The 20,726-nt window shown below is 51.5% G+C and carries 18 protein-coding genes; 8 read left to right on the top strand and 10 right to left on the bottom strand.

All coding sequences use genetic code 11. The features are described 5' to 3' along the window. Positions 1-21: 21 nt before the first annotated feature. Entirely contained in the window at positions 22-906 is an 885-nt protein-coding gene (locus ASF12_RS15690; RefSeq protein WP_056036407.1) for an NAD-dependent epimerase/dehydratase family protein, read from the bottom strand. A gap of 115 nt (positions 907-1,021) precedes the next feature. On the opposite strand from ASF12_RS15690, the gene ASF12_RS15685 reads away from it, so the two are divergent. From ASF12_RS15685 to ASF12_RS15665, 5 genes are all read left to right on the top strand, one after another. Then, entirely contained in the window at positions 1,022-1,699 is a 678-nt protein-coding gene (locus tag ASF12_RS15685; RefSeq protein ID WP_056036405.1) for a response regulator transcription factor, read from the top strand. Further along, positions 1,696-3,123, top strand: coding sequence for a sensor histidine kinase (locus ASF12_RS15680; RefSeq protein ID WP_056036403.1), 1,428 nt, complete (start codon positions 1,696-1,698; stop codon positions 3,121-3,123). Before ASF12_RS15685 ends, ASF12_RS15680 begins: the two co-directional genes overlap by 4 nt. A gap of 98 nt (positions 3,124-3,221) precedes the next feature. Further along, positions 3,222-4,346, top strand: coding sequence for an ABC transporter permease (locus tag ASF12_RS15675; protein ID WP_056036401.1), 1,125 nt, complete (start codon positions 3,222-3,224; stop codon positions 4,344-4,346). Then, the gene (locus tag ASF12_RS15670; protein WP_056036399.1) at positions 4,343-5,023 is read left to right on the top strand and encodes an ABC transporter ATP-binding protein; all 681 of its coding nucleotides are present in this window, start codon (positions 4,343-4,345) and stop codon (positions 5,021-5,023) included. The genes ASF12_RS15675 and ASF12_RS15670 overlap by 4 nt, the downstream gene beginning before the upstream one ends. Before the next feature lie 157 nt (positions 5,024-5,180). After that, positions 5,181-6,719, top strand: a complete 1,539-nt coding sequence (locus ASF12_RS15665) for a hypothetical protein (RefSeq protein ID WP_056036398.1) — start codon at positions 5,181-5,183, stop codon at positions 6,717-6,719. 127 nt (positions 6,720-6,846) lie between these two features. On the opposite strand, the gene rsgA is transcribed toward ASF12_RS15665, so the two are convergent. Continuing rightward, positions 6,847-8,058, bottom strand: a complete 1,212-nt coding sequence (rsgA, locus tag ASF12_RS15660) for a ribosome small subunit-dependent GTPase A (protein WP_235533176.1) — start codon at positions 8,056-8,058, stop codon at positions 6,847-6,849. A 492-nt stretch (positions 8,059-8,550) separates the two neighbouring features. Between rsgA and ASF12_RS15655 the strand changes: the two genes are divergently transcribed. Beyond that, entirely contained in the window at positions 8,551-9,066 is a 516-nt protein-coding gene (locus tag ASF12_RS15655; protein WP_056036396.1) for a nucleoside 2-deoxyribosyltransferase, read from the top strand. Between the two features lie 133 nt (positions 9,067-9,199). Here ASF12_RS15655 and ASF12_RS15650 read toward each other — a convergent pair whose 3' ends face one another. Together ASF12_RS15650 and ASF12_RS15645 are read right to left on the bottom strand one after the other, a co-directional pair. After that, entirely contained in the window at positions 9,200-10,921 is a 1,722-nt protein-coding gene (locus ASF12_RS15650) for a family 10 glycosylhydrolase (protein WP_056036393.1), read from the bottom strand. 121 nt (positions 10,922-11,042) lie between these two features. After that, a complete protein-coding gene (locus tag ASF12_RS15645) occupies positions 11,043-11,621 on the bottom strand; it encodes a hypothetical protein (protein ID WP_056036392.1) in 579 nt (192 codons plus the stop codon). 176 nt (positions 11,622-11,797) lie between these two features. Here ASF12_RS15645 and ASF12_RS15640 point away from each other — a divergent pair, with 176 nt between their 5' ends. Continuing rightward, positions 11,798-13,789, top strand: coding sequence for a DUF2157 domain-containing protein (locus ASF12_RS15640; RefSeq protein WP_162241900.1), 1,992 nt, complete (start codon positions 11,798-11,800; stop codon positions 13,787-13,789). A gap of 439 nt (positions 13,790-14,228) precedes the next feature. Here ASF12_RS15640 and speD read toward each other — a convergent pair whose 3' ends face one another. The 6 genes from speD to rlmN all read right to left on the bottom strand — a co-directional run bounded on the left by speD (position 14,229) and on the right by rlmN (position 19,566). After that, positions 14,229-14,687, bottom strand: coding sequence for an adenosylmethionine decarboxylase (speD, locus tag ASF12_RS15635; protein WP_081418838.1), 459 nt, complete (start codon positions 14,685-14,687; stop codon positions 14,229-14,231). A gap of 2 nt (positions 14,688-14,689) precedes the next feature. After that, the gene (locus ASF12_RS15630; protein ID WP_056036388.1) at positions 14,690-15,574 is read right to left on the bottom strand and encodes a carbon-nitrogen hydrolase family protein; all 885 of its coding nucleotides are present in this window, start codon (positions 15,572-15,574) and stop codon (positions 14,690-14,692) included. 14 nt (positions 15,575-15,588) lie between these two features. Beyond that, positions 15,589-17,139, bottom strand: coding sequence for a GNAT family N-acetyltransferase (locus ASF12_RS15625; RefSeq protein WP_442952531.1), 1,551 nt, complete (start codon positions 17,137-17,139; stop codon positions 15,589-15,591). A gap of 270 nt (positions 17,140-17,409) precedes the next feature. Then, positions 17,410-17,685 (bottom strand): hypothetical protein, encoded by a 276-nt coding sequence (locus ASF12_RS15620; protein WP_056036385.1) that lies wholly within the window; start codon positions 17,683-17,685, stop codon positions 17,410-17,412. A 41-nt stretch (positions 17,686-17,726) separates the two neighbouring features. Then, complete coding sequence (greA, locus tag ASF12_RS15615; RefSeq protein WP_442952530.1) at positions 17,727-18,212, bottom strand: transcription elongation factor GreA; 486 nt, start codon at positions 18,210-18,212, stop codon at positions 17,727-17,729. 262 nt (positions 18,213-18,474) lie between these two features. Further along, a complete protein-coding gene (gene rlmN, locus ASF12_RS15610; protein ID WP_056036383.1) occupies positions 18,475-19,566 on the bottom strand; it encodes a 23S rRNA (adenine(2503)-C(2))-methyltransferase RlmN in 1,092 nt (363 codons plus the stop codon). 278 nt (positions 19,567-19,844) lie between these two features. On the opposite strand from rlmN, the gene ASF12_RS15605 reads away from it, so the two are divergent. Then, entirely contained in the window at positions 19,845-20,690 is an 846-nt protein-coding gene (locus ASF12_RS15605) for an aldo/keto reductase (protein WP_056036381.1), read from the top strand. Positions 20,691-20,726 lie beyond the last annotated feature (36 nt).

Here is a 20,726-nt window from a genome sequence, read left to right as displayed (position 1 = left end):
TCTCCTCTTTATAAAATCACTTTATTGCTTCGTTTTTGCCAGCAAATCAATCAATTCTGGCAGCCAACCATCTATGTGCTTAAATGCAAATCCTGCCGATTCCGCCTTGCTTGTATCCATATACCATGAAGCAGGCACTCCAAACGGCGACTGATGTTGTTCGGATGCTTCTTCAACAATTTTTGCACGTTTACCCACATTTCTTTCAATAAGCGACATGATTTGATTCAAGCCAACTTTTCCTTGAGAGCAAGCATTAATCGGCCCTGTAAGCTCAGATTTACCAAGCCAATCAAGGAATTCAGCCGCTTCATTTGAGTGAATGAACGAAAGCCTCGCTGCGGGAGCAGGCATGCCAATCGCTATTTCTTTTTGCACATGTTCAATATGGAAGTGCAGCCGGCGGGTGTAATCATCCGGCCCGAGGACGATCGGAAAGCGAACCGCTGCTACCGGAAACGGCGCCTCCTGCATAAAAACCGCCTCAACTAGCCGTTTTCCGTCGGCATAACTGAGGGAGGAGAATGTATCCGGCTCGGGCAACTCGCAAGTATAAGGATCAAAAACCTGCTCCGTGAGCGGTTCCTCACCGAATGGATATACGCTCATCGAAGAAGTGACGATATATTTGCTCGTGCGACCACTAAATAGGTGAACGGCCTCCCGCGCTTCCTTAGGCGAGAAGCAAATATTGTCGTAGATGACGTCGAAGCTTGACCCGCCAACAGCTTCAGCTAATGCGGCCGCGTCAGTTCGGTCGACACATATGCGTTTTACCATGTCGCCAAAAGGGTCAGGCTTAATGCCGCGAGTAACGATCGTCACTTCCGCCTGCTGATCAATAAGCCGCTGCACAAGCTTTTTTCCGAAAAACTGCGTTCCTCCCAGAATCAATACCTTCACCATCCGTACCTCCACGCTTTGAATTTTTGTATAGTTCCTGTATTGTAACATTATCGCAAATGCTACAGTTAGAAATATAAGGAAATTCTAATTCATTCGCTTTATTCAGGAGGTTACGATGAAAACGCTGCTTGTAGTCGACGACGATCCCCATATTCGCACGCTGCTGAGGCACTTTATGACGAAAGAAGGCTATCGCGTCGTTGAGGCAAAAGAGGGAGAGGATGCTTTGCATAAGCTAAAGGAGCATTCGGTGGATCTTGCGATACTAGATGTCATGATGCCGCGGATGGATGGACTGGAGCTTTGCGGGTACATTCGGACGAATTATGATATGCCTATTATTTTGCTGACGGCGCGGGAGCAGCTGACCGATAAGGAGCAGGGTTATTTGCGCGGCACTGACGATTATGTCACCAAGCCGTTTGAACCAGAGGAGCTGCTGTTTCGCATCAAGGCGCTGTTTCGCCGTTATTCCATTTCCTCCAGTGACAAAATCCAGCTCGGCCGCCTCACCATTGACCGTAGAAACTACGAGATTGCCGATGGCGATGCGATGCTGCTGCTGCCGCTTAAGGAGTTTGAGCTGCTGGCGCAGCTTGCCGAATACCCAGGACGGCTGTTTTCCCGCGAGGAGCTTATACGGCTCGTATGGGCGGCGGATTATGAAGGGGATGAACGGACGGTGGATGTGCATATAAAACGGCTGCGGCAGCGTTTTGCCGCTCATGATCAAGATTTTCGCATTACGACCGTGCGGGGCATCGGTTATAAGATCGAGGCGGCAGCGCCATGAAGTCGCTATACTCCAGAGTATTTCTAGTGGCAATGGCGGCGATTATTGGCAGCAGCCTGCTCGGGTTTCTGGTCTCCAATCTTTATTATCATAACAAGCTCAAGCCCTATAACGATGCCAAGCTGACGAGCATCGCCCTGCAAATGCAGCAGTTCGCTGAAGCCCAGCCGGAGCTGGCCACCGCTTACTTTGCCAATGCAGCCGAGCTCGGCTATGAGATATTGCTGGCGGACGGTCAGGAAGAGGAGCTTTTTTTCGGGCGTGCCTTTCGTGAAAAAGAGCTGGCGGATGACGTGCTGAGCAGCGTACTTGCCGGCGGGCAATACCACGGCATCGCAGAGTTTCCCAATCAGCCTTTCATTACGGGCTTTTTCGATAACACGCTCAGCAATACGGTTGGCGTTCCGCTGCAATTGGACGGCAAGCAGTACGCCCTGTTCATACGCCCGGATGTCATTTTGCAATTTGGCGAGCTGCGCAGCTTCTTCGCGATGATCGGACTGCTGACCGTCGCCTTCAGCCTGCTCTGCTTCCTGCTCAGCACCCGCTATTTGGTCAAGCCCGTCACGAGGCTGACGGAAGCAACGAAGCGAATTGCCCAAGGACACTATGCCTTGTCCCTAAATACGAATCGGCGGGATGAAATCGGGCAGCTCGCCGCCCATTTTACAACCATGAGCCAGGAGCTGGAGCGGGTAGAGCAAGCGCGGCAGGAGTTCGTCGCCAACGTCTCGCACGAAATCCAGTCGCCGCTTACCTCCATACAAGGCTTTGCCCAAGCTTTGGCGGAGAAGGATGTGCCAGCTGGGGAACGCACCCATTACGCCGCTATCATTGGCGAGGAAAGCCGCCGCCTTGCGGCACTCACCAAGGAGCTGCTGCTGCTCTCCTCGCTGGACCAGGCAGCGGATGTGCTTCAGCGCAAGCCCTTCATTCTGCGTACTCAGCTGCGACAGGTTGCGCAAGTGATGGAGTGGCAGCTGACGGAGAAGGAGCTTGCGCTCAAGATCGCTGTCCCCAGCTCTCTCATGCTCGATGGCGATGAAATGCTGCTTAATCAGGTGTGGATGAATCTGCTGTCCAATGCTGTAAAATACACGCCGGCAGGAAGGGCGATTGAGATTGAAGCCAAGCTTGAGCGAGGATGCTGTGTCATTCGGGTCACCGACACGGGAGATGGCATCAGCAAGGAGCAGCTGCCGTTTTTGTTCGATCGCTTCTACCGCGCCGATCGGGCCAGAGAACGAGGGATCGGTGGAGACTCTGGCCCGCACGACCGTCCAGATTACTCGGTCGACTCGGGCGGCTCTGGGCTAGGGCTCGCCATTACCCAAAAGATCGTCCACCTGCATAACGGGACGATTGAGGCTGCAAGCGAGCCCGGTCTAGGCACGACCTTCACCGTGACACTTCCCCAACCCTAACTTATCGTTTTATGGTTATCCTCATTTGTAATTTGCCGTTCATACGCCGTTCATTTTCACTTTCTACACTTGTGGCATCACAAGTAGGAGGGATGAGAATGTATTTGGCTCTTAGAGAAATGCGTTTTGCCAAAACCCGTTATTTGCTCATTATGGCGATTATGCTGCTCGTTTCCTTTCTGGTCCTGTTCGTAACCGGACTTGCGGGCGGGCTCGCTTATGCGAATGCCTCTGCGGTTGAAAATATGCCTGCTACCCATTTCCTTATGCAGCAGGACGCGAGCCAGCGCTTCGCCCGCTCCATCGTTGGGGAGAAGGAGCTTAACACCGCCCGTTCGGTCGTTGGCGACGCGAATGCCCAGCGGCTTGGCGTGCAGATGACGACGGTAACCGGCGGAACAGACGGGATGAAAACAGACATTACGTTATTTGGTGTGGACATGGGCAGCTGGCTCGCTCCGACGGTCGTCTCCGGCTCAGCCGTCACAAACACGGGAGCCGGGGAAGTTGTCGTAGACCGCAAGCTGGCGGAGGAAGGCATTACCGTCGGCAGCTTGCTGCATGACCAAACGACGGGACTCACGTGGACCGTTAGCGGCTTTACGGAAAATCAGTCGTTCAGCCATACGCCTGCCGTATTTATGAACCTGCGCGACTGGCAGCAGCTGAAGCAGCAAATGGCAGGCCGGGCTGCGGCTGATCCCTCATTTGCCGCTCCCTTCAACGCCATCGCCATTCAAGCAACGGATGCAGAAGCGGAGCTGCTTTCACAGCAGCTTGAAGGTACGGAAATGATTACGAATAAACAAGCGGTAGCCAGCATTCCCGGCTACAAGGAAGAGCAAGGCTCGCTAATGATGATGATCGGCTTCCTGTTCGTCATTTCCGCTTTCGTGCTTGCCGTCTTCTTCTACGTCATTACCATTCAGAAGACAGGCCAATTCGGCATCCTTAAAGCAATTGGCACCAAAACCATCTATTTAGCCCGCAGCGTTGTGGCTCAAGCACTTGTCCTCGCTGTCGCAAGCTTAGCCGTAAGCTGCATGCTGGTCGCGGTCATGGAGGCGGCGCTGCCTGCTTCCATGCCATTTCAGCTATCGCCAGTGACAATCGGCTATACTTGCCTGCTGTTTATCGCCATGTCGCTGCTTGGCTCGCTTGTTTCAGTCCTTCAAGTGACGCGAACCGATGCGCTTGATGCGATAGGGAGGGCTGCAGGATGACAACGACAAAGCTTATGCTGAATGAAATTACACGGGTTTATCATGATGGCGATACCGAGCTGACCGTGCTGGATAAGCTATCGCTTGAAGTAAAGGCGGGAGAGCTCGTCGCGGTTATGGGGCCTTCCGGCTCAGGCAAAAGCACCTTTCTATCCATCGCAGGGGCGCTTCTGACGCCGACAAGCGGCGAGGTGCTCATCGACGGCGAATCGCTTGCCGGCAAAAACGGGCAGCAGCTCAGCAAGCTGCGGCTGCATAACATCGGTTTTATTTTTCAAAGCGCTAATTTGCTTCCATATTTGAAGGTGGAGGAGCAGCTTATGCTCGTCGCCAAGCTGGCTGATAGGGATAAACGAGGGGCTCAGGTACGATCAGCGATACTGCTGGAGCGTCTGGGATTGCTGCATCGGCGGTCAGCCTATCCGAATCAGCTCTCTGGCGGAGAAAAACAGCGGGTTGCCATTGCGCGTGCCTGGATGAATGACCCGGCTATTTTATTTGCCGATGAGCCGACGGCGAGCCTGGATGCGAGCCGTGGACAAGATGTTGTGGCGATGCTCGCCCGTGAGGTGAAAACACATGGAAAAGCCGCCGTTATGGTTACCCATGATGAGCGTGTACTGCATTTATGTGACCGCATTTTACATTTGAAAAATGGCGTATTAGTCACCGCTTAAGCTGTGGCATAATGACCATATGACCGCTGTATGAGCTGGATTTAAGCCCACAGCCCTAACCGCCCTGCCCAAGAACAGCCCCTCCGGCGGACGGCTGCTCCTATCCTTTTTGGTATAATTTTCTTATAGCTGTGCTTCGTACCGAAAGGATGATAAGATGATCGCCAAGATTGGAGATATTTATGTTGTATATGAAGAGCGGCTTCAGCAATATGCCGCCTGTCAGGTTATTAGGATAAAAGAGCAAGCTTCGAGCCGTCACAAAGTTTTGGCCGCCGTCCTGGAACTGGATTGGCACAGCGACCAGCTGCCGACTGAGGTTGAGCTTCAGCATATAAAGCCACTCGTATGCAATTATTATTTTTGGAACGACCGCTGGGATTACAGCTTTGTGGACGCCAATGTGCCCAAGCATTATCGCTTGGTCGGCAATATTCCTCCGCTTATTGAAGCGGAATGCAATAGCTATGCCAGCTGGAGGACGGGAGGCAGCTTATATCGCCAGCTCCAGTGGGAGGCGATTCCAGCTGAGCTTCGCGCCCGTTTTAAAGCAGCAGCGGGCTCCGACGAACAGGTGAACATTGCCGGATTTCCGGCAAAGCTGTCAACAAGCACGATACGCCAAGGAGCGCTGGAGCAGCTGGAGGATTGGTCGGAGCTGCATAAGCTGCCCTGCTTAACTGCGATTCATACCTCGCACCCGTATAAGCCGGAACTGATCGACTATTTGCGAGACACACCGTTTATAACTGAGCTGAGCTTGGACGATCCCCGCGCTACAGAGCTGGATTTCACAGGCACGAGCTTAAACCGCCTTATTTTAAAGGCTGATGATGTAGAATCGCTAACGCTTCCTAAAGGGCTGAGCCAGCTTTCCTTGGTCGGCACCGTTTCCGAGAAGCTGCGTATTTACGCGGAGCATGATGGCAAGGAGCTTCTGCTCATGGTGGATAAACAAGCGACAAGCCATTACGGACTGAGCCAGTTAGGGGCACTGAATATTCGCGGAGTGGCGGACATCGATTTGGCCGAGCTCGCCGGGCAGTTTCCTCATTTGCACGAGCTGCGGATTTGGGGAGCGCCAGGGTACGCTGCCAACATGGGCAAAATCGTCAAGCTAATAGGCCTCCATACCTTTACAACCTATGATTTGTTTGGCTTCACCGGCGAGGAGTTTCCGCTGCCAGATACGCTGCCGCAGCTCAGCATGCTATGGCTGGACAGCCTTCCGGCTGATGCCGCCAAGACGATCAAAGCCCGCTACAAAAAAGCGGCCGCAAGCGGCCTTGATCTATCCGTCACCAAGCCCCGCAAGCCCGAATGGATGGCTGAAAATTTGACCAATCCGTTTCGCGACTGGGACGGCCGCGAGCATATTACGAGCACCAACGCCAAAAAAGCGATGAATCTCTATAAAAAAATGCTGGGCGAGCTCGGGGCATTGGAAAAACAAGCCGCCTCCGGCATGAATGCCGCGGAAGTACACGCTGCTCTGGCGGCGCTCGTGACGGATTTTACAGCTACGCTCAATAAAATGGACAGCCGCAGCGGCTTCATTGAGACGATTGAGCGCGAGGAAATTTACGAGGTGCTGCACGATCTGTTGAAAAATACGAAGCTGAACCTCGCCGAATCCGGCATCAAGGTGGATTTGGACAAGCTGATCGACATTTTTGACGCTGAGCGGGATTTTTAAATCGCAGATCCAGCGTATGCTGGACACGAAAAACCGCCTGCCTCCGGAATTTCGGGAGCAGACGGTTTTTCGTTATTCGCAGTTTCAGAGCCTGTATTCAGCATATTTCTAGTCGCTGTTGAGTTATTTATTCATCATCGCCTATATCGCCCGCATAGACCGAAGCCGCTCGTCTGCCTACCCGCGATTTGGCGGATACGCGCTTCTCGGCCTGTTTTTTCGTGCGCCTATTCACCGATTCCTCTTTACGTGCCATATGAGCGAGCTCCTTCTCCATTTTCTTGAAGTTGGCGAAGCGGCGCTGCTCCAGCGTTCCATCCGCAATCGCCTGCTTGACCGCACAGCCCTCCTCCCGCTCATGACGGCAATCTTGAAAACGGCAGCTGGCAGCCAGCTCTCCAATATCAGAAAAAGTCGTATCCATCCCCTCATCCGACTCCCATAATTGCAGCTCCCGCATACCTGGCGTGTCAACGATAATCGCGCCGCTCGGCGTCACAAACATTTCGCGGTGCGTCGTCGTATGCCGCCCTCTGGCGTCGCTTTCGCGAATGTCCTGGACGCGCTGCTTCTCGGCATCTGCCAGCCAGTTAAGCAGCGTTGATTTGCCAACACCGGAGGAGCCGGTTATCGCAATCGTCTGCCCGGGGAGCAAGTACTCGGATAGCGCCTCCCGCCCCTGATTTTCAAAAGCACTCACGGCATGGACGGGAACGCCGGGAGCTACCCCCTCCACCAGTGCAGCATAATGATCCGGGTCATCGCAAAGATCGGCCTTGGTCAACAGCACAACCGGCCTCGCCCCGCTTTCCCAGACAGCGAGCAAGTAACGCTCTATTTTCCGCAAATTAAAATCCTGATTCAAGGCGTTCGTTATAAAAACATAATCCAGATTGGCGCTGATCACCTGCACATCGACCCGCTGTCCCGCCTCCTTGCGCACCATCGCTGAGCGGCGAGGCAGCAGCGCATGAATAACGGCCCTCGCTTCACCGGGAAGCGGCTGCACCAGCACCCAATCCCCTACCGCTGGAAAATCACCGCGATTGACCGCTTCAAACTCGAACTTTCCGGTGACAACGGCCGCCTGCTCGCCTGCCTCCGTCACAATTCGGTACTGATGCGAAAATTGTGCTACTACACGTGCTGCCACCAGCGGTACACCTCCTGCTCCTGCTCCTGCTCCTGCTCCTGCTCCTGCTCCTGCTCCTGCCCTTGCTCTTGCACGCTGCAGCTCCGCTTCCCAATGCTCATTCCAGCCATAGGCTTGCAGCAGCGTTTTTTGTTTCTGTGTATCCGGTTGTTGCTTGATTTCTTGATTTTCTGGTTTCAATGTCAAATCGTATTCCTCCGTTTGTCGAATGATTATTTATTTAGGTACAACAAAAAAAGACCACAGCATGATCCTGCGGTCTTTTTCTCGCACAGCGATGCTGGGGAGCAGCATCCGTATGCACAAGCGCAAAGGGCTGTCTGTCTCCACCTTTCGGCGGCCAGAGCCCCTTTCGCATGAAAAAAAGTCCGCAAGACACCAACCTGGTCTCCTGCGGACACAAAAAAGCTTCAAAAGCAGCCCTGCTGCGCCTTGCCCAGCATAAGCCTAATGCTCTATCCGTCTTCTTAGCTTAAGTCCGTAGAGACCGACGCCATAACAACCAATCCTCTGCTCATTGTGCTCATATAACATCAGCCTCCTTCTTCAAATTAGTTCCAGTATAGACTTGGATGACCAGCCAGTCAAGCCGGGCAGCTGCCTTTTTATTGCTACTTTAATTAGAGACGTAGTAGAATAAAGCTTAAAAACGTGCCTTAGGCACGAAGGAGAATGGGAATGGACGAGACGACAACTGGGAAACTAAAAGTATACATGGCGGGCTTTGAGGTGTTCCGCACCGATGCTGTGGAGCTGGGCAAGCAAATGAAGGAGCTGTGCGAAGCATACGGCTTTGAAGGCATTTTCCCACTGGATAAAGATATTAAGCCTTCACCGACAAAATGGGAGACGGCGCAGGCGATATTCGCTGGCAACGTCAAGCTTGTGCAGAAGGCCGATGTCATCATCGCCAACTTGAACCCTTTTCGCGGGCATGAGCCGGATTCCGGCACTGTATTTGAGTGCGGGCTTGGCTACGCGATGAATAAGAAGCTGTACGGCTTCGTCAGCGATAAGCGCACACAGGCAGAGAAGCTGCTGCCGGGCATCAATTCGCAAACCGGACTGTATCAGGATGGCATGCAGGTAGAAAACTTCGAGCTGCCAACCAACCTCATGCTGTCCGTCCCGCTTACGATTGTTGAAGGCGGGCTTGAGGATGCGTTGAAGCAGGCACGTCAGGACCTTTTGTAAATCAAACGGCTCAGGCACGCTGCTGCTTGGAGGCTAATAAAAAACAGCCGCTGTTCCCTTCCTTAAAAAGGGGACAGCGGCTGTTTTGGCTTTATTTTATAAATATAGAAGTGCGTTTGGACGCTGTTCGATCTTACTTCCCGTAGTAGCTTTTCAAAGCTTCAATTATGCCGAGCGGGTTTTTGCGCAGGTCTTTGGCACTGAAATAAATATCGCCCTTCACCTCAGGATGCTTCGTATTGTATTTCAGCTGCTTGATCAGTTCCTCCGAGGTTTGCCACCCTGTTTCTTTCGTTCCCAGCTTGTAGGCGGCATGGCCGATATAAAGATCGACACCCGTGTTCGCCACTTGGGCTGCCCACCAATCTACCACTTTATCGTAACGCGCTGCGGAGAGGGACATGCTCCAATACACTTGAGGAGCGACATAATCGATCCAGCCCTGCTTGACCCATTTGCGCACATCAGCCGACATGCTGTCGTAGGCAGTGACTCCAGCATTCGTTTCGGAGCCGTTCGCATCCTGCGATTTGTTGCGCCATACACCGAATGGGCTGATGCCAAAATCAACCGTCGGCCTGACGCTATGAATCGACTCGTCGAGCTGCCTTACGAATTCATCAATGTTGCTGCGTCTCCATTCCGCCTTGGTCGCCAGCTTCTTGCTGTTATAGGCCTTGAATGTGGCATCATCGCTCAGCGTAATGTTGGACGGATAAAAATAATCGTCCAAATGCACGCCATCGATATCGTAATTGTTCACAACTTCCATAATGACATCAATCACATGCTGGCGTGCGGCCGGAACGCCCGGATTAATGAGCAGCTGCGAGCCAGAGGTCAGCATCCAGTCGGGATGCTCCACCGCTACATGATTGGAAGCGAGCTTGCTCGTATCTGTATCCGTATTCGCCCGGAATGGATTGAACCAGGCATGGAACGTCATGCCGCGGCGATGCGTCTCATCCAGCATAAATTGCAGCGGATCGTAGGTAGGCGCTACTCCTTGCTTGCCCGTAAGCACCTTCGACCAAGGGACAAGCGATGATGGGTAAAGCGCATCAGCCGATGGACGAACCTGTACGAATACGGCATTCATCCCCATCGCCTGCACATCATCGAGCAATGCTTTAAATTCCTTCTCTTGCACAGCCTGTTTTCCATAGGAAGCCGTTGAAGGAAAGTCCAAATTGTAGATCGTCGATACCCAAACTCCTCTTAGCTCGGTGCCCGCAGCGGGAGTCGGTACGACTACCGGCGGCATCGGCTCTGTTGTAGCAGCAGGAGTTGGGGCCGGTGTAGAAGTTGGTATCGGAGTCGCCGTTGGACTCGGCTTCGCGGTAGCCGAGGGTGTTGGAGCAGGCGTTGCGGCCGGGCTCGCTGGCGTGCTTGGTACCGGACTAACGGTATCCTTGTACAAATTAACGACCTTGGCTTCATTATCCCATCTCACAGCAACGCCCAGCTGATTGCTGACAAAACGAAGCGGTACCATGACACGGCCGCTCACGGTCTGAACCGTCGCATCGAGCGTAATGACGCTGCCGTTCACGAATGCGCTATTTTGCCCCGAAACCATCGTAATAATCGTATCATCCTGACTAATCGTTACTTGCTTAGCCGCCTGCGACCATCTCACCTGTGCGCCCAGACTTTCGCTAATGACGCGCAGCGGCACCATCGTTACGTTCAAATCCTCCCGCAAATACGGCGGGACATCGCTGCTTACCACTTTGCCATCCAGTACAATTTGAATCGTCGGCGCTGCCGCAGCTTGTACAGAAGCTGGCGCTACGCCTGCCGGGATCATCAATATAAATAATAAGAGGAGCAGAAGCGCCCGTTTGAATCTCATTTCCTTAAAACCTCCAGATTTTTTAGTCATTTTTTCCTCTGATATGCTGAAAATATAGACGCTTCCTACTAAGATGAAGTTGCGTTTTACGGTAAAAAAGCAAGCCGACGGTATAGACCGCTTAATCGATAACGGCGATTTTGTAGCCGCCTTCTTTGTTTTTTTGGAAGGTGTAGGTCATTGCGCTGTTCTCTTCGAAACCTGCCTCCGACCATAAATTGACCTTTACAACTACATTGATATTGCCAGAGTCAAAGTAAGTGACATCTCCGATTCCCGTAAAATAATATTGGTAATAGCTCAAATAAAACTGAAACGGCTCCGCATGCGCCTGATCAAGAAAGGTGCTGTTAAATGCCTTCTGATCCTGCTTCAGCAGCGCCTCCAAATTCGCGTGCAGCGCTTCCGCCATCCCTTGCTCCTTCAGCTCGGATTGAGCCGCTTCCCAATCAATGTCCATCCCCGGTTCAAAATCGGCGAGCGTGTTGGCGGATGCATCAGCCGTTTCACTCGGGCTTGAACCCGCGGAAGACTCTGGCTCCAGCGCCGAACCAGCTTCCGGCACTTGCGTCGCTTCAGCTTCAGGTGATGCCGTGTTGGCGGATGCCGCTGTATCGGACTGCGGCGCATTCTCGGCTGCGGAGCAGCCTGTGAGCAGCAGAATACAAACAGCTGCTGCCTGCACTATTTTCAGAACCATTAGAAACCAACCCCTTCTCTCATTCCATCTACTCCTATGATCTAAACGCCAAAATCAGGAAAATAGTTTCGAGCTGCTGTTAGGCGATTCGGTACTATAAAAAGTGAGTACTAGTTCGCTGGCAAATAGGAGAATATAATGAGGCGTATACTTCCAGAGAAAGGCAAGTGAACGCTATGCTGCGTATAAACATGATAAGAATGGGCTTCCTGATGGGCATTGCATTGCTGCTTGCGGCTATTTTCTATTTATTCGCTGCGAATTGGAGCGGACTCAGCAGCTCTCACAAAATGCTGACCTCCGGCGGATTCGTTTTATTTTTCTATGTGCTGTCTTTCGGCTTCTCCCGGAGCAAGCTTCCGCTTGGCTTGTCCGCTTTTCTAAGCGGCATCCTCCTCATCGCAGGCTGCATCGCCTTTGGAGCAGCCGCAGCGCTTGCTGACCAAATATATAATCTGCATCAGCCTCCTTACGTCATTTGTCTCATTTCAACTCTGCCGAGCCTGCTGCTCGCTTGGATAACGCGATACAAGCCGCTATATGTGCTGACTTATATACTGGCGCATTTCACGCTGTATTTTTTATTCGATTATCGTTTGTTTACTCCTAATGTGGAGATGAACACCCTGCTGGCCGATTCCACTTTTGTGGCGTTCAATCTAGCTCTGTTCCTGCTGGCACAGACTAAGCGGCTTGCTTCTGAAATCGTTCGTCTGGCAAGCTTTGTAATGCTGCATATTTCGCTGCTCAACCTCGCTGGCGCCTTTGACCATGCCGGCCTATCGCTCTTCATGAATGTTTTGGATATCGCCGTCATTGCGACCTGCTTCTATTACTTCATGCGCATACGGCTTGATAAAACGATGCTGACTCTTACCGCACTCGCTGCATCCGCTTATACGGTAGCAAAATTCATCCGTTTCTCGTTGGAGACCGAGTCCGTCTTCCGTTTCGTGCTAGGCATCTTGTTCGTTATCGTGCTGCTTACGGCAAATGTGCTGTTTTTCCGCTATATGAACAAGTTAGGCAATAAAACCACTGCTGCCGAGAGAACGACAGAGAGTGTTAAAGAGTCTGCTTCGGAAGCTGCTCAGCAGTCCGTGAATACTACAGCAGAAAAGACCACTGACCACCATCTGCTGGGCAGCATCGTCTCAACAGTTATTACGATTGTGGGCATCATCATCGGCAGCATTTCTGTTATTGGCCTTGTCGTGCTGCTAACGGATGAGAACGGGCCGCTGAAGACGCAATATGCCCTTTATGCCTTATCGCTGCTGTTCATCGTACCGATGCTATTGCTGCCACGCGTAAATGCGGTCGTTCGCTACACGGTGTTTACGGTTGGCTTCGCCATGGGACTCGTGTCCATCGCCTGGATCGGGAAAGCGCCGCTGAGCGTCATTTTCTTGGCTATTGCCGTCATCAGTTGGCTTCGCCTTCAAGGACGGATGCAGCATTTGATCACCTATATGCTGATGAATATTGCCGCTGCGATTGTGCTCTATCAGCTATTCCAAAACATGCGCGATGCTTATTCGATCATCATCATTTCCTTGACCGTGCTAAATGCAGTGGTATACGGCAGCTCATTCGCTGGTTTGAATGGCGAGCGGCGCGCCCATATGAGGGAGGGCAGCCTGCTGTTCAGCTATATTTTTCTCTTATGGATGACATCGCTGGACCCGGTATTTGCTTATTCAGTAGTCCTGTTTAATGTGCTTGCCTTCATTCTGCTGACGGCTGCAGTATTCCTGTTCATCAAGCGTGAGCAAACGCTGGAAACAGCGGGAAGCTTCTTCTTCTGGCTCCTCTTTCTCACAATCAAATATTACGATTATTTGTGGACGCTGCTGAACAAATCGGTCACGCTTGCGCTGCTTGGCATTGTCGCACTCGGACTGTCCTATTGGTTCGCAAGCCGCCTGTTGAAGAGTGGGGGCCACTATGAGGGAAGCGATAAACCCGGATTTTTCATTGGAAACAGGGTTTGGCTCATCGCCATAGTCGTGCTGCTACAGCTAGGTTTCATCGGCTATGAGACAGCTGCCAATGAGCGGATACCTAGCGCTAATAACGATGCGACAGCCCTTGCCGCTCCGGCCAACGATGCGGTTGGCACCGCCACTATTTCCGCCGCACGGTCTAGTGATAGCAACGCTGGCTGATCATAGCCGCATCGGCTAGCAATTCCAGCAAGCAGTTTAATTCTATGCCTATGCGATTACAAATAGCGCCAAGCCTGCCGGCTTGGCGCTATTTCTTTATTTGCCACGCGATCGTGGTTATCTGGAGACAGGGCGGAACACCCGGCGCTTGTTCATTCTATCGGACACGAGATCCACTATTTGAAGAAAAGTGGAACAAAATCTGCTTGAGAGGACTACAAATCAGTTATTTCACCGAAACGGCGTATAAAGAAGAGGAAAACAACAAAATAAGGTCATTGGTGTCCGTGAAAATCCCAAAATCGTTATTTTCCCGAAAATAACGGCTCTGGTGTCCGCCAGCAGTGGGAATACGGCAGAATCATTCGGATTCGTATTCAGATTCGCATTCGCATTCGGATTCGCATTCGTGGCACACTGGTACCGCGACTCCGCTCGGCTACGGCTTCATTTTCCCTTCCTCTTGCTGGCTCCCAAGGACCGAAGCTGGAATTGCTGCGTCACACTCCGCGCGATTCGCAAGCGGGAAACGATTAATAACGAGCTCGCCCATGCCCCTCGTTATTTTCACCTCCGCTGTTTCCTCTGGTTGAAGAAACACGAGCATCGCCTGAATCGCAACATGAGGATCGACGGTATCGCCACAGGTGTAGCAGTCAAGCGCAGCAAAGCCCTTCTCGGGATACGTATGGATCGACATATGGCTTTCCGACAGCATGACGAGCACTGTCGCCCCCTGCGGCTCGAACTGCTCCGCTTGTACGGATAAAATCGTCGCGCCGCTCGCCTCTGCTGCTTGTACCATCTGCTGACTCAAAAGATCAGCGGCGTTCAAATGCTCGAATGCAATGCCCCAAGCGTCCATTGCGACATGGCGGCCATACGTTGAATATTCCATCTTCAGCACTCCCTCAGCAGCCTATTTTCTTGGTGTTTATAAAGGTCAGGACGTCGGTCATAAAAAGGAGCGACCATACCCTGCTCCCGGTTTGTGCGCAGCATGGAAAAATCCAACTCGGCCATCACGAACATGTCCTGATTCAGCTCGCCCGTCTCCAATATGCCATCCTCGGCAAAAGGAACATCGCAGGGCGTGAACAGCCCCGCCTGGCAATAGCCGCGGTCGACCTGCGGACGATCCTCGCCCAGCTCCCCAACGATACCGCTGAGCACAACGAACAGCTGGTTTTCAATCGCCCGCGCCTGCGCGCAAAGGCGCACCCTGTAATAGCCGAAGGAGGTGTCCGTATAAGACGGACATAACAGCAGCTCCGCGCCTTGATCGGCAGCAAGCCTAGCCAGCTCGGGAAACTCGATATCGTAGCAGGTCAGCATCGCCAGCTTGCCCCAGCTTGTTTCCACAATATTGAGGCTGTTCCCTGCCGCCAGCGGCCAGCGTGTCTGCTCCTCAGGCGTGAGATGCAGCTTGCATTGCGTCTCTATCCGTCCATCCGGGAAGAACAGGAAGGCTTTATTGTAAAACTTCCCGTCTTCCTTGCAAATATGGGTGCCGCCCAAAATCATCAAGCCCTGCTCGCGGCTGTTTTTTTGCATCAAGGCCATATAATCCTCGGTATAGCTGTCTAAGTAACGGCAGGCTGCCTCATGATCCATTTCCTCCGTAAAGCCCAGCAATTGTGCGGTCATGTATTCGGGAAACACGATAAGATCCGCGCCCCGTCCTGCGGCCTCTTGGATGGTAGCCGTGATTTTTTGCCAAAATGCTTCCTCGGCCGTAATGCCCGTCAAGCTATATTGCACAGCTGCAACCAAAAATGGCCTCATAAGCGCCTCCTATGCTACGAATGAATTTGCAAGGAATAGATATCCGTCCTGCGATCGCGGAACGTCAGCACATCCTTGGACTTGCGGTAGCGCTGCAAAATTTCCATGTCGACTTCGACCATGATAATCGTCTCTGTATTTTCACTGCACTCTCCGGCAATGCCGTCGCGCGGGAATGAGGAATCAGCTGGCGTATATACACCAGACTGCGCATATTGAATATCGACATTGTCCACATGCGTCAAATTGCCGACCGTTCCCGAGGTGACTGTAAACACCTGATTTTCGATCGCCCGCGCCTGCGCGCAATATTTAACCCGCAGGAAAGTCTGGCGATCCTCCGCACAGAAAGGGATAAAAATCAGCTGCGCACCGGCTTCCGCCACTGCGCGCGACAGCTCGGGATATTCAATATCGCTGCTCAGCTGAATGGAAATTTTGCCGCAGTCGGTATCGAATACCTCCAGCCGGTCTCCGCCGTTGATGCCCCACCATTTGCGCTCATTTGGCGAAATATGCAGCTTGTACTGCTGCTCGATCGTCCCATCGCGGCGGAATAAATGCCCCACATTGTAAATGCGATTATTTCGCTCCACAAAATGCGAGCCGCCGATAATATTTACATTGTATTTAACGGCAAGCTCCGTAAACAGCTCCACGTATTCCGCTGTGAATGTCGTCAGCTTGCGCACCGCAAGGCTGGGGGACCGGTCATCGAGGAAAGAGAGCAGCTGCATCGTCACATTTTCAGGAAACACGACAAAATCTGATTTGTAATCGGCCGCTACATCGACGTAATGCTCGCACTGCGTCGCAAACTCCTCGAAGGAGTCGATTTTTTTCATCATATATTGCACGACGCAAATGCGCACCGGAAACGAGAGCTTATAATGGATTTTGCTGCTGCTCGGCTTGTAGTCGATATTGTTCCATTCCAGCAAGGAGGCATAGCTCATCGAATCGTCATCATCGGGCAAATAGTTCGTCAAAATCCGCTTGAGCGTAAAGCCGTTCATCATTTGGAACGTCAGCACCGAATCATAAATGTTCTGCTGCAGCACTTCCTCCGCATATTCCCGCGGCGTCAGCTTGTCGCTGTATTTGTGATAGCCGGGAATACGCCCCCCGACGATAATGCTTTTTAAATTAAGCTTCTCGGCCAGCCGCTTGCGCGCTTCATACAGCCGTCTGCCGATTTTCATCCTCCGGTACTCGGGGTGCACCATAACCTCCATCCCATACAGGCTCTCGCCACGCGCGTTATGGTTGCGGATAAAGCCTTTATCCGTAATTTCCGAATACGTATGCTGCTCCAAATAGTCATCAAAGTTGACGATGAGGCTGGAGCAGGAGCCAATAATTTCGCCATCCAGCTCCACGCAAATTTGCCCTTCTGGAAAAATGCGAAGATGGCTTTCAAGCTGAACTTTTTTCCATGGGGCCATATTAGGAAAGCAAATGAGCTGCAGAGCAATAATCTGGTCGATATCTGCCGTTTCTATATTGCGGATGATCATCTTCTTCTCAAATTGAGCAATCGGATCGGCTGTCATAGAACGCCTCATTTCATTATTTGTCCTTAGTATACGTTTGAAAGTTTATAGCTGTATTAGAGTACGGTAAATGCTTTGTAAACTTCGTAACATTAGCATTGCCGTTTTTTTCGAAAATATGGAGCTTGGATTCAATATCGGCTGTGAAATAGGAAAAAGCCCGACGCACAGGCTGCTTTCCCCACAAGGGAACGCTTTCTGCGCGCCGGGCTTTCGCCACGGCAACTCGGTATGGTGTAATGGAAGGCTAGGCAGTCGATTCCAGTCCGGCCGCTTTGCGCCTTAGTCGATTTTAATAACGCGACCCTTGTCATCCACAATAAACTTCGCTTTTCTGACTGTATCCTCTTTGACCATGCGTACGGAACGAATCGCCGGATCGGAATGATCCAGCTCCGTCTTCCAGCCAGCTGTGTTCACCAAAGCCAGCACCTGCTCGAAATCCATATCCTTGTAGCCAAAAAAGCCGCTCTGTCCCGCCCATTCCTTGAGCAGCACCGTTAGTTTATGATTCAGCTTGTCTTCTACCGTCGTATGAACGATTTTTTTTCTAGCCATTGTCCATTTCTCCTCTATTTGACCACGAATAAGTTGGTGCGTTACGCCTTAATTTCGAGCAGCTCGTATTTAATGATGCCCATTGGCGCGTTCACGCTAATAATGCTGCCTACTTCTTTGCCCATCAGCTCTTTGCCGAGCGGGCTTTCGTAGGATATTTTATTGCTTGCAACATCAGCCTCTTCTGTGCCGACGATTTTGTATTCCAGCTTTTCCGCGAACTCCACATCGTTCAAAATCACGGTGAAGCCAATGTTGACCCGGCTCGTATCCAATGCTTCCACATCAATGACGCGGGCCTTCTTGAGCATTTTTTCCAAAATAATAATTCGGGTTTCCATGAAAGACTGGTCGTTTTTAGCTGAATGGTATTCGCTGTTTTCCTTCAAATCGCCGTAGCTGATGGCCAGCTTGATCCGGGCTGCGAGCTCCTTGCGCTTCACATATTTGAGATCGTCAAGCTCCGCTTCCAACTGGGCAAGCCCCTCTTGCGTTAATATAATTTCTTCTCTATCTTTCGACATCATAACAGCTCCTGTCCAGCATTCTATTGTTCATTCTAACCTAATTTGCGTCAAGTTGCGAAGACTGCCTTTCATTTATCGCTGGTTCCGGCTGTCGCCAGCCTTTGGTGGTGCGGTGCGTTTCAGTCCGAGAAATATAAGCCTAGAATAAGTGTGAAACTAATAAATGCTTATATTTTAGAAAAAGCACTTCCTGCCGCCTGTAAAAAAGCAGTCGGAAATGCCCGTATGCCTTGCTGCTATATGCCTATATGCCTGCTATGCTCTATCTCGCCGCGCTTTCCTGCGGCACTTGATCCTTGGACGCCTTGATCTGCTTGCTGCGAAGCTGTCCGCAGGCTGCGTCAATATCCGTGCCATGCTCCAGACGCACGCTGCAGCTAAGGCCATTTTTCTTAATCGTATCATAGAACGCCCGGATCGACTCCGGCTCGCTGCGCTGATATTGGCTGTGCTCATCGACCGGATTATAAGGAATGAGGTTCACATTCACGAGCGACCCTCTATCCGCAACAAGCTCTACTAGCTCAAGCGCATGCTCCACCTGATCATTCATATCCTTGAGCAAAATATATTCGAGCGTAATTCTCCGCTTCGTCTTCGCCAAATAATAATCGATCGCTTCCATCAGCTTCTCAATCGGCAATGCGCGATTGATCTTCATAATGCGCGTGCGCAGCTCATTATTCGGCGCATGCAGCGAAATCGCCAGATTAACGCCAAGATCGTTGTCGGCGAAATCCATAATCTTCTTCGTCAAACCGCTTGTCGACACGGTAATATGCCGCGGGCCAATCGCCAGCCCCTTATGATCCTTGATCACTTGCAGAAAATCGACCAAATTCGTATAGTTGTCGAACGGTTCGCCAATGCCCATTACGACCAGATGGCTGACGCGGTCGCCCTGCTGCTCCTTATCCAGATACAGCTGCGCCTTCATCACCTGCTCAACGATTTCTCCGCTCGTCAGGTCGCGGCTCTTCGCCAGCAGTCCGCTCGCACAGAAGCTGCAGCCGATGTTGCAGCCTACCTGCGTCGTCACACAGACGGATAAGCCAAACTTATGCCGCATCAGCACCGTCTCGATCAGATTGCCGTCGCTGAGCTTGAACAGGAATTTGCGCGTTCCATCAGCCGACTCCTGAAGCGTGTGCTCTGCCAGCGTCTGGATAGCAAAATGCTCTTCGAGCACCTTCAAGCATTCCGGATTCACATCCGTCATTTCCTCGAAGGACGTAACCCGTTTCCGGTACAAATATTCCCACACCTGTGTCGTGCGGAACTTCTTATGTCCAAACTCCAGCAGCCAGGCGGTTAGCTGCTCAAAGGTTAATCCATAAATGGATGGTTTCATCATGATTGTTCCTCTTTCCACTGCATTGAACGACCGATCCGTTCTTCTTTATCATTATTGTCCCAAAAATACTACCCGAACACAAGGGGCATGGAGAAAATGGCTCCGTGGCGGCCGTAGGTAAAGATTACTTTATAGTAATATGGGTACTTTAAAGTACGTACTGTTTATTTCGGGTGTAAGGGTGCATAATTACAGTTGTCAGCCAGCAACGAGCTAAACGCTGCAAATGACATTGCGGCTCAAGTATACATTTTATTTTTCAGGAGGAGAGTTCATTCATGACAGCACAACATTTGCAGGATACGGTCACGCTTCATAACGGCGTCAAAATGCCTTGGTTCGGACTTGGCGTATTTAAAGTAGAAGACGGCGAGGAAGTCGTCAGTTCGGTTAAAGCCGCGATCAAAAATGGCTACCGCAGCATCGATACCGCAGCCGTATATCAGAACGAGGAAGGCGTGGGCCAAGCAATCAAAGAAGCGATGGAACAGTACGGGGTTGCCCGTGAGGAACTATTCATTACTTCCAAAGTATGGAATTCCGATCTTGGCTATGAGACGGCAATTGCCGCATATGAGACTAGCCTTGCAAAGCTTGGACTAGCGTATTTGGACCTTTATTTAATCCACTGGCCTAAGCCGGGCAGATATAAGGAAGCTTGGCGTGCGCTCGAAACCTTGTATAAAGAAGGCCGCGTGAAAGCAATCGGCGTCAGCAACTTCCATGTCCATCATCTGCAAGATGTGCTGGATGGCGCAGAAATTGTGCCGATGGTCAATCAGATTGAGCTTCACCCCCGCCTGACGCAGCAAGAGATCAGAAGCTTCGCAAGCGAGCACGGTATCGTTATTGAAGCTTGGTCACCGCTCATGCAGGGAAAATTGCTCGATGAGCCTGTGCTGAAAGCCATTGCGGACAAGCATGGCAAATCGACGGCTCAAGTCATTTTGCGTTGGGATTTGCAAAATGGCATCATCACCATCCCTAAATCGATTAAAGAAAATCGGATTATCGAAAATGCCGCCATCTTCGACTTCGAGCTTTCCGCAGAAGAAATGGCACAAATCGACGGCTTGAATCAAAATGTGCGCGTAGGTTCAGATCCAGACAACTTCAATTTCTAATCTACTTAAAAAATGGTATAGATGACCGCGCGAGGC

It is taken from the genome of Paenibacillus sp. Leaf72 (assembly GCF_001422685.1).
In the GTDB taxonomy this organism is placed as follows: domain Bacteria; phylum Bacillota; class Bacilli; order Paenibacillales; family Paenibacillaceae; genus Pristimantibacillus.
Note: the sequence above shows the minus strand (reverse complement) of the source record. Positions and strands in the feature narration are given on the sequence as shown.

Bases quoted from the DNA above. Each gene is read 5' to 3' on its own strand.
- ASF12_RS15690 (WP_056036407.1), bottom strand. From the start codon at position 906: ATGGTGAAGGTATTGATTCTGGGAGGAACGCAGTTTTTCGGAAAAAAG.
- ASF12_RS15685 (WP_056036405.1), top strand. From the start codon at position 1,022: ATGAAAACGCTGCTTGTAGTCGACGACGATCCCCATATTCGCACGCTG.
- ASF12_RS15680 (WP_056036403.1), top strand. From the start codon at position 1,696: ATGAAGTCGCTATACTCCAGAGTATTTCTAGTGGCAATGGCGGCGATT.
- ASF12_RS15675 (WP_056036401.1), top strand. From the start codon at position 3,222: ATGTATTTGGCTCTTAGAGAAATGCGTTTTGCCAAAACCCGTTATTTG.
- ASF12_RS15670 (WP_056036399.1), top strand. From the start codon at position 4,343: ATGACAACGACAAAGCTTATGCTGAATGAAATTACACGGGTTTATCAT.
- ASF12_RS15665 (WP_056036398.1), top strand. From the start codon at position 5,181: ATGATCGCCAAGATTGGAGATATTTATGTTGTATATGAAGAGCGGCTT.
- ASF12_RS15655 (WP_056036396.1), top strand. From the start codon at position 8,551: ATGGACGAGACGACAACTGGGAAACTAAAAGTATACATGGCGGGCTTT.
- ASF12_RS15650 (WP_056036393.1), bottom strand. From the start codon at position 10,921: ATGAGATTCAAACGGGCGCTTCTGCTCCTCTTATTATTTATATTGATG.
- ASF12_RS15645 (WP_056036392.1), bottom strand. From the start codon at position 11,621: ATGGTTCTGAAAATAGTGCAGGCAGCAGCTGTTTGTATTCTGCTGCTC.
- ASF12_RS15640 (WP_162241900.1), top strand. From the start codon at position 11,798: ATGCTGCGTATAAACATGATAAGAATGGGCTTCCTGATGGGCATTGCA.
- speD (WP_081418838.1), bottom strand. From the start codon at position 14,687: ATGGAATATTCAACGTATGGCCGCCATGTCGCAATGGACGCTTGGGGC.
- ASF12_RS15630 (WP_056036388.1), bottom strand. From the start codon at position 15,574: ATGAGGCCATTTTTGGTTGCAGCTGTGCAATATAGCTTGACGGGCATT.
- ASF12_RS15625 (WP_442952531.1), bottom strand. From the start codon at position 17,139: ATGAGGCGTTCTATGACAGCCGATCCGATTGCTCAATTTGAGAAGAAG.
- ASF12_RS15620 (WP_056036385.1), bottom strand. From the start codon at position 17,685: ATGGCTAGAAAAAAAATCGTTCATACGACGGTAGAAGACAAGCTGAAT.
- greA (WP_442952530.1), bottom strand. From the start codon at position 18,212: ATGATGTCGAAAGATAGAGAAGAAATTATATTAACGCAAGAGGGGCTT.
- rlmN (WP_056036383.1), bottom strand. From the start codon at position 19,566: ATGATGAAACCATCCATTTATGGATTAACCTTTGAGCAGCTAACCGCC.
- ASF12_RS15605 (WP_056036381.1), top strand. From the start codon at position 19,845: ATGACAGCACAACATTTGCAGGATACGGTCACGCTTCATAACGGCGTC.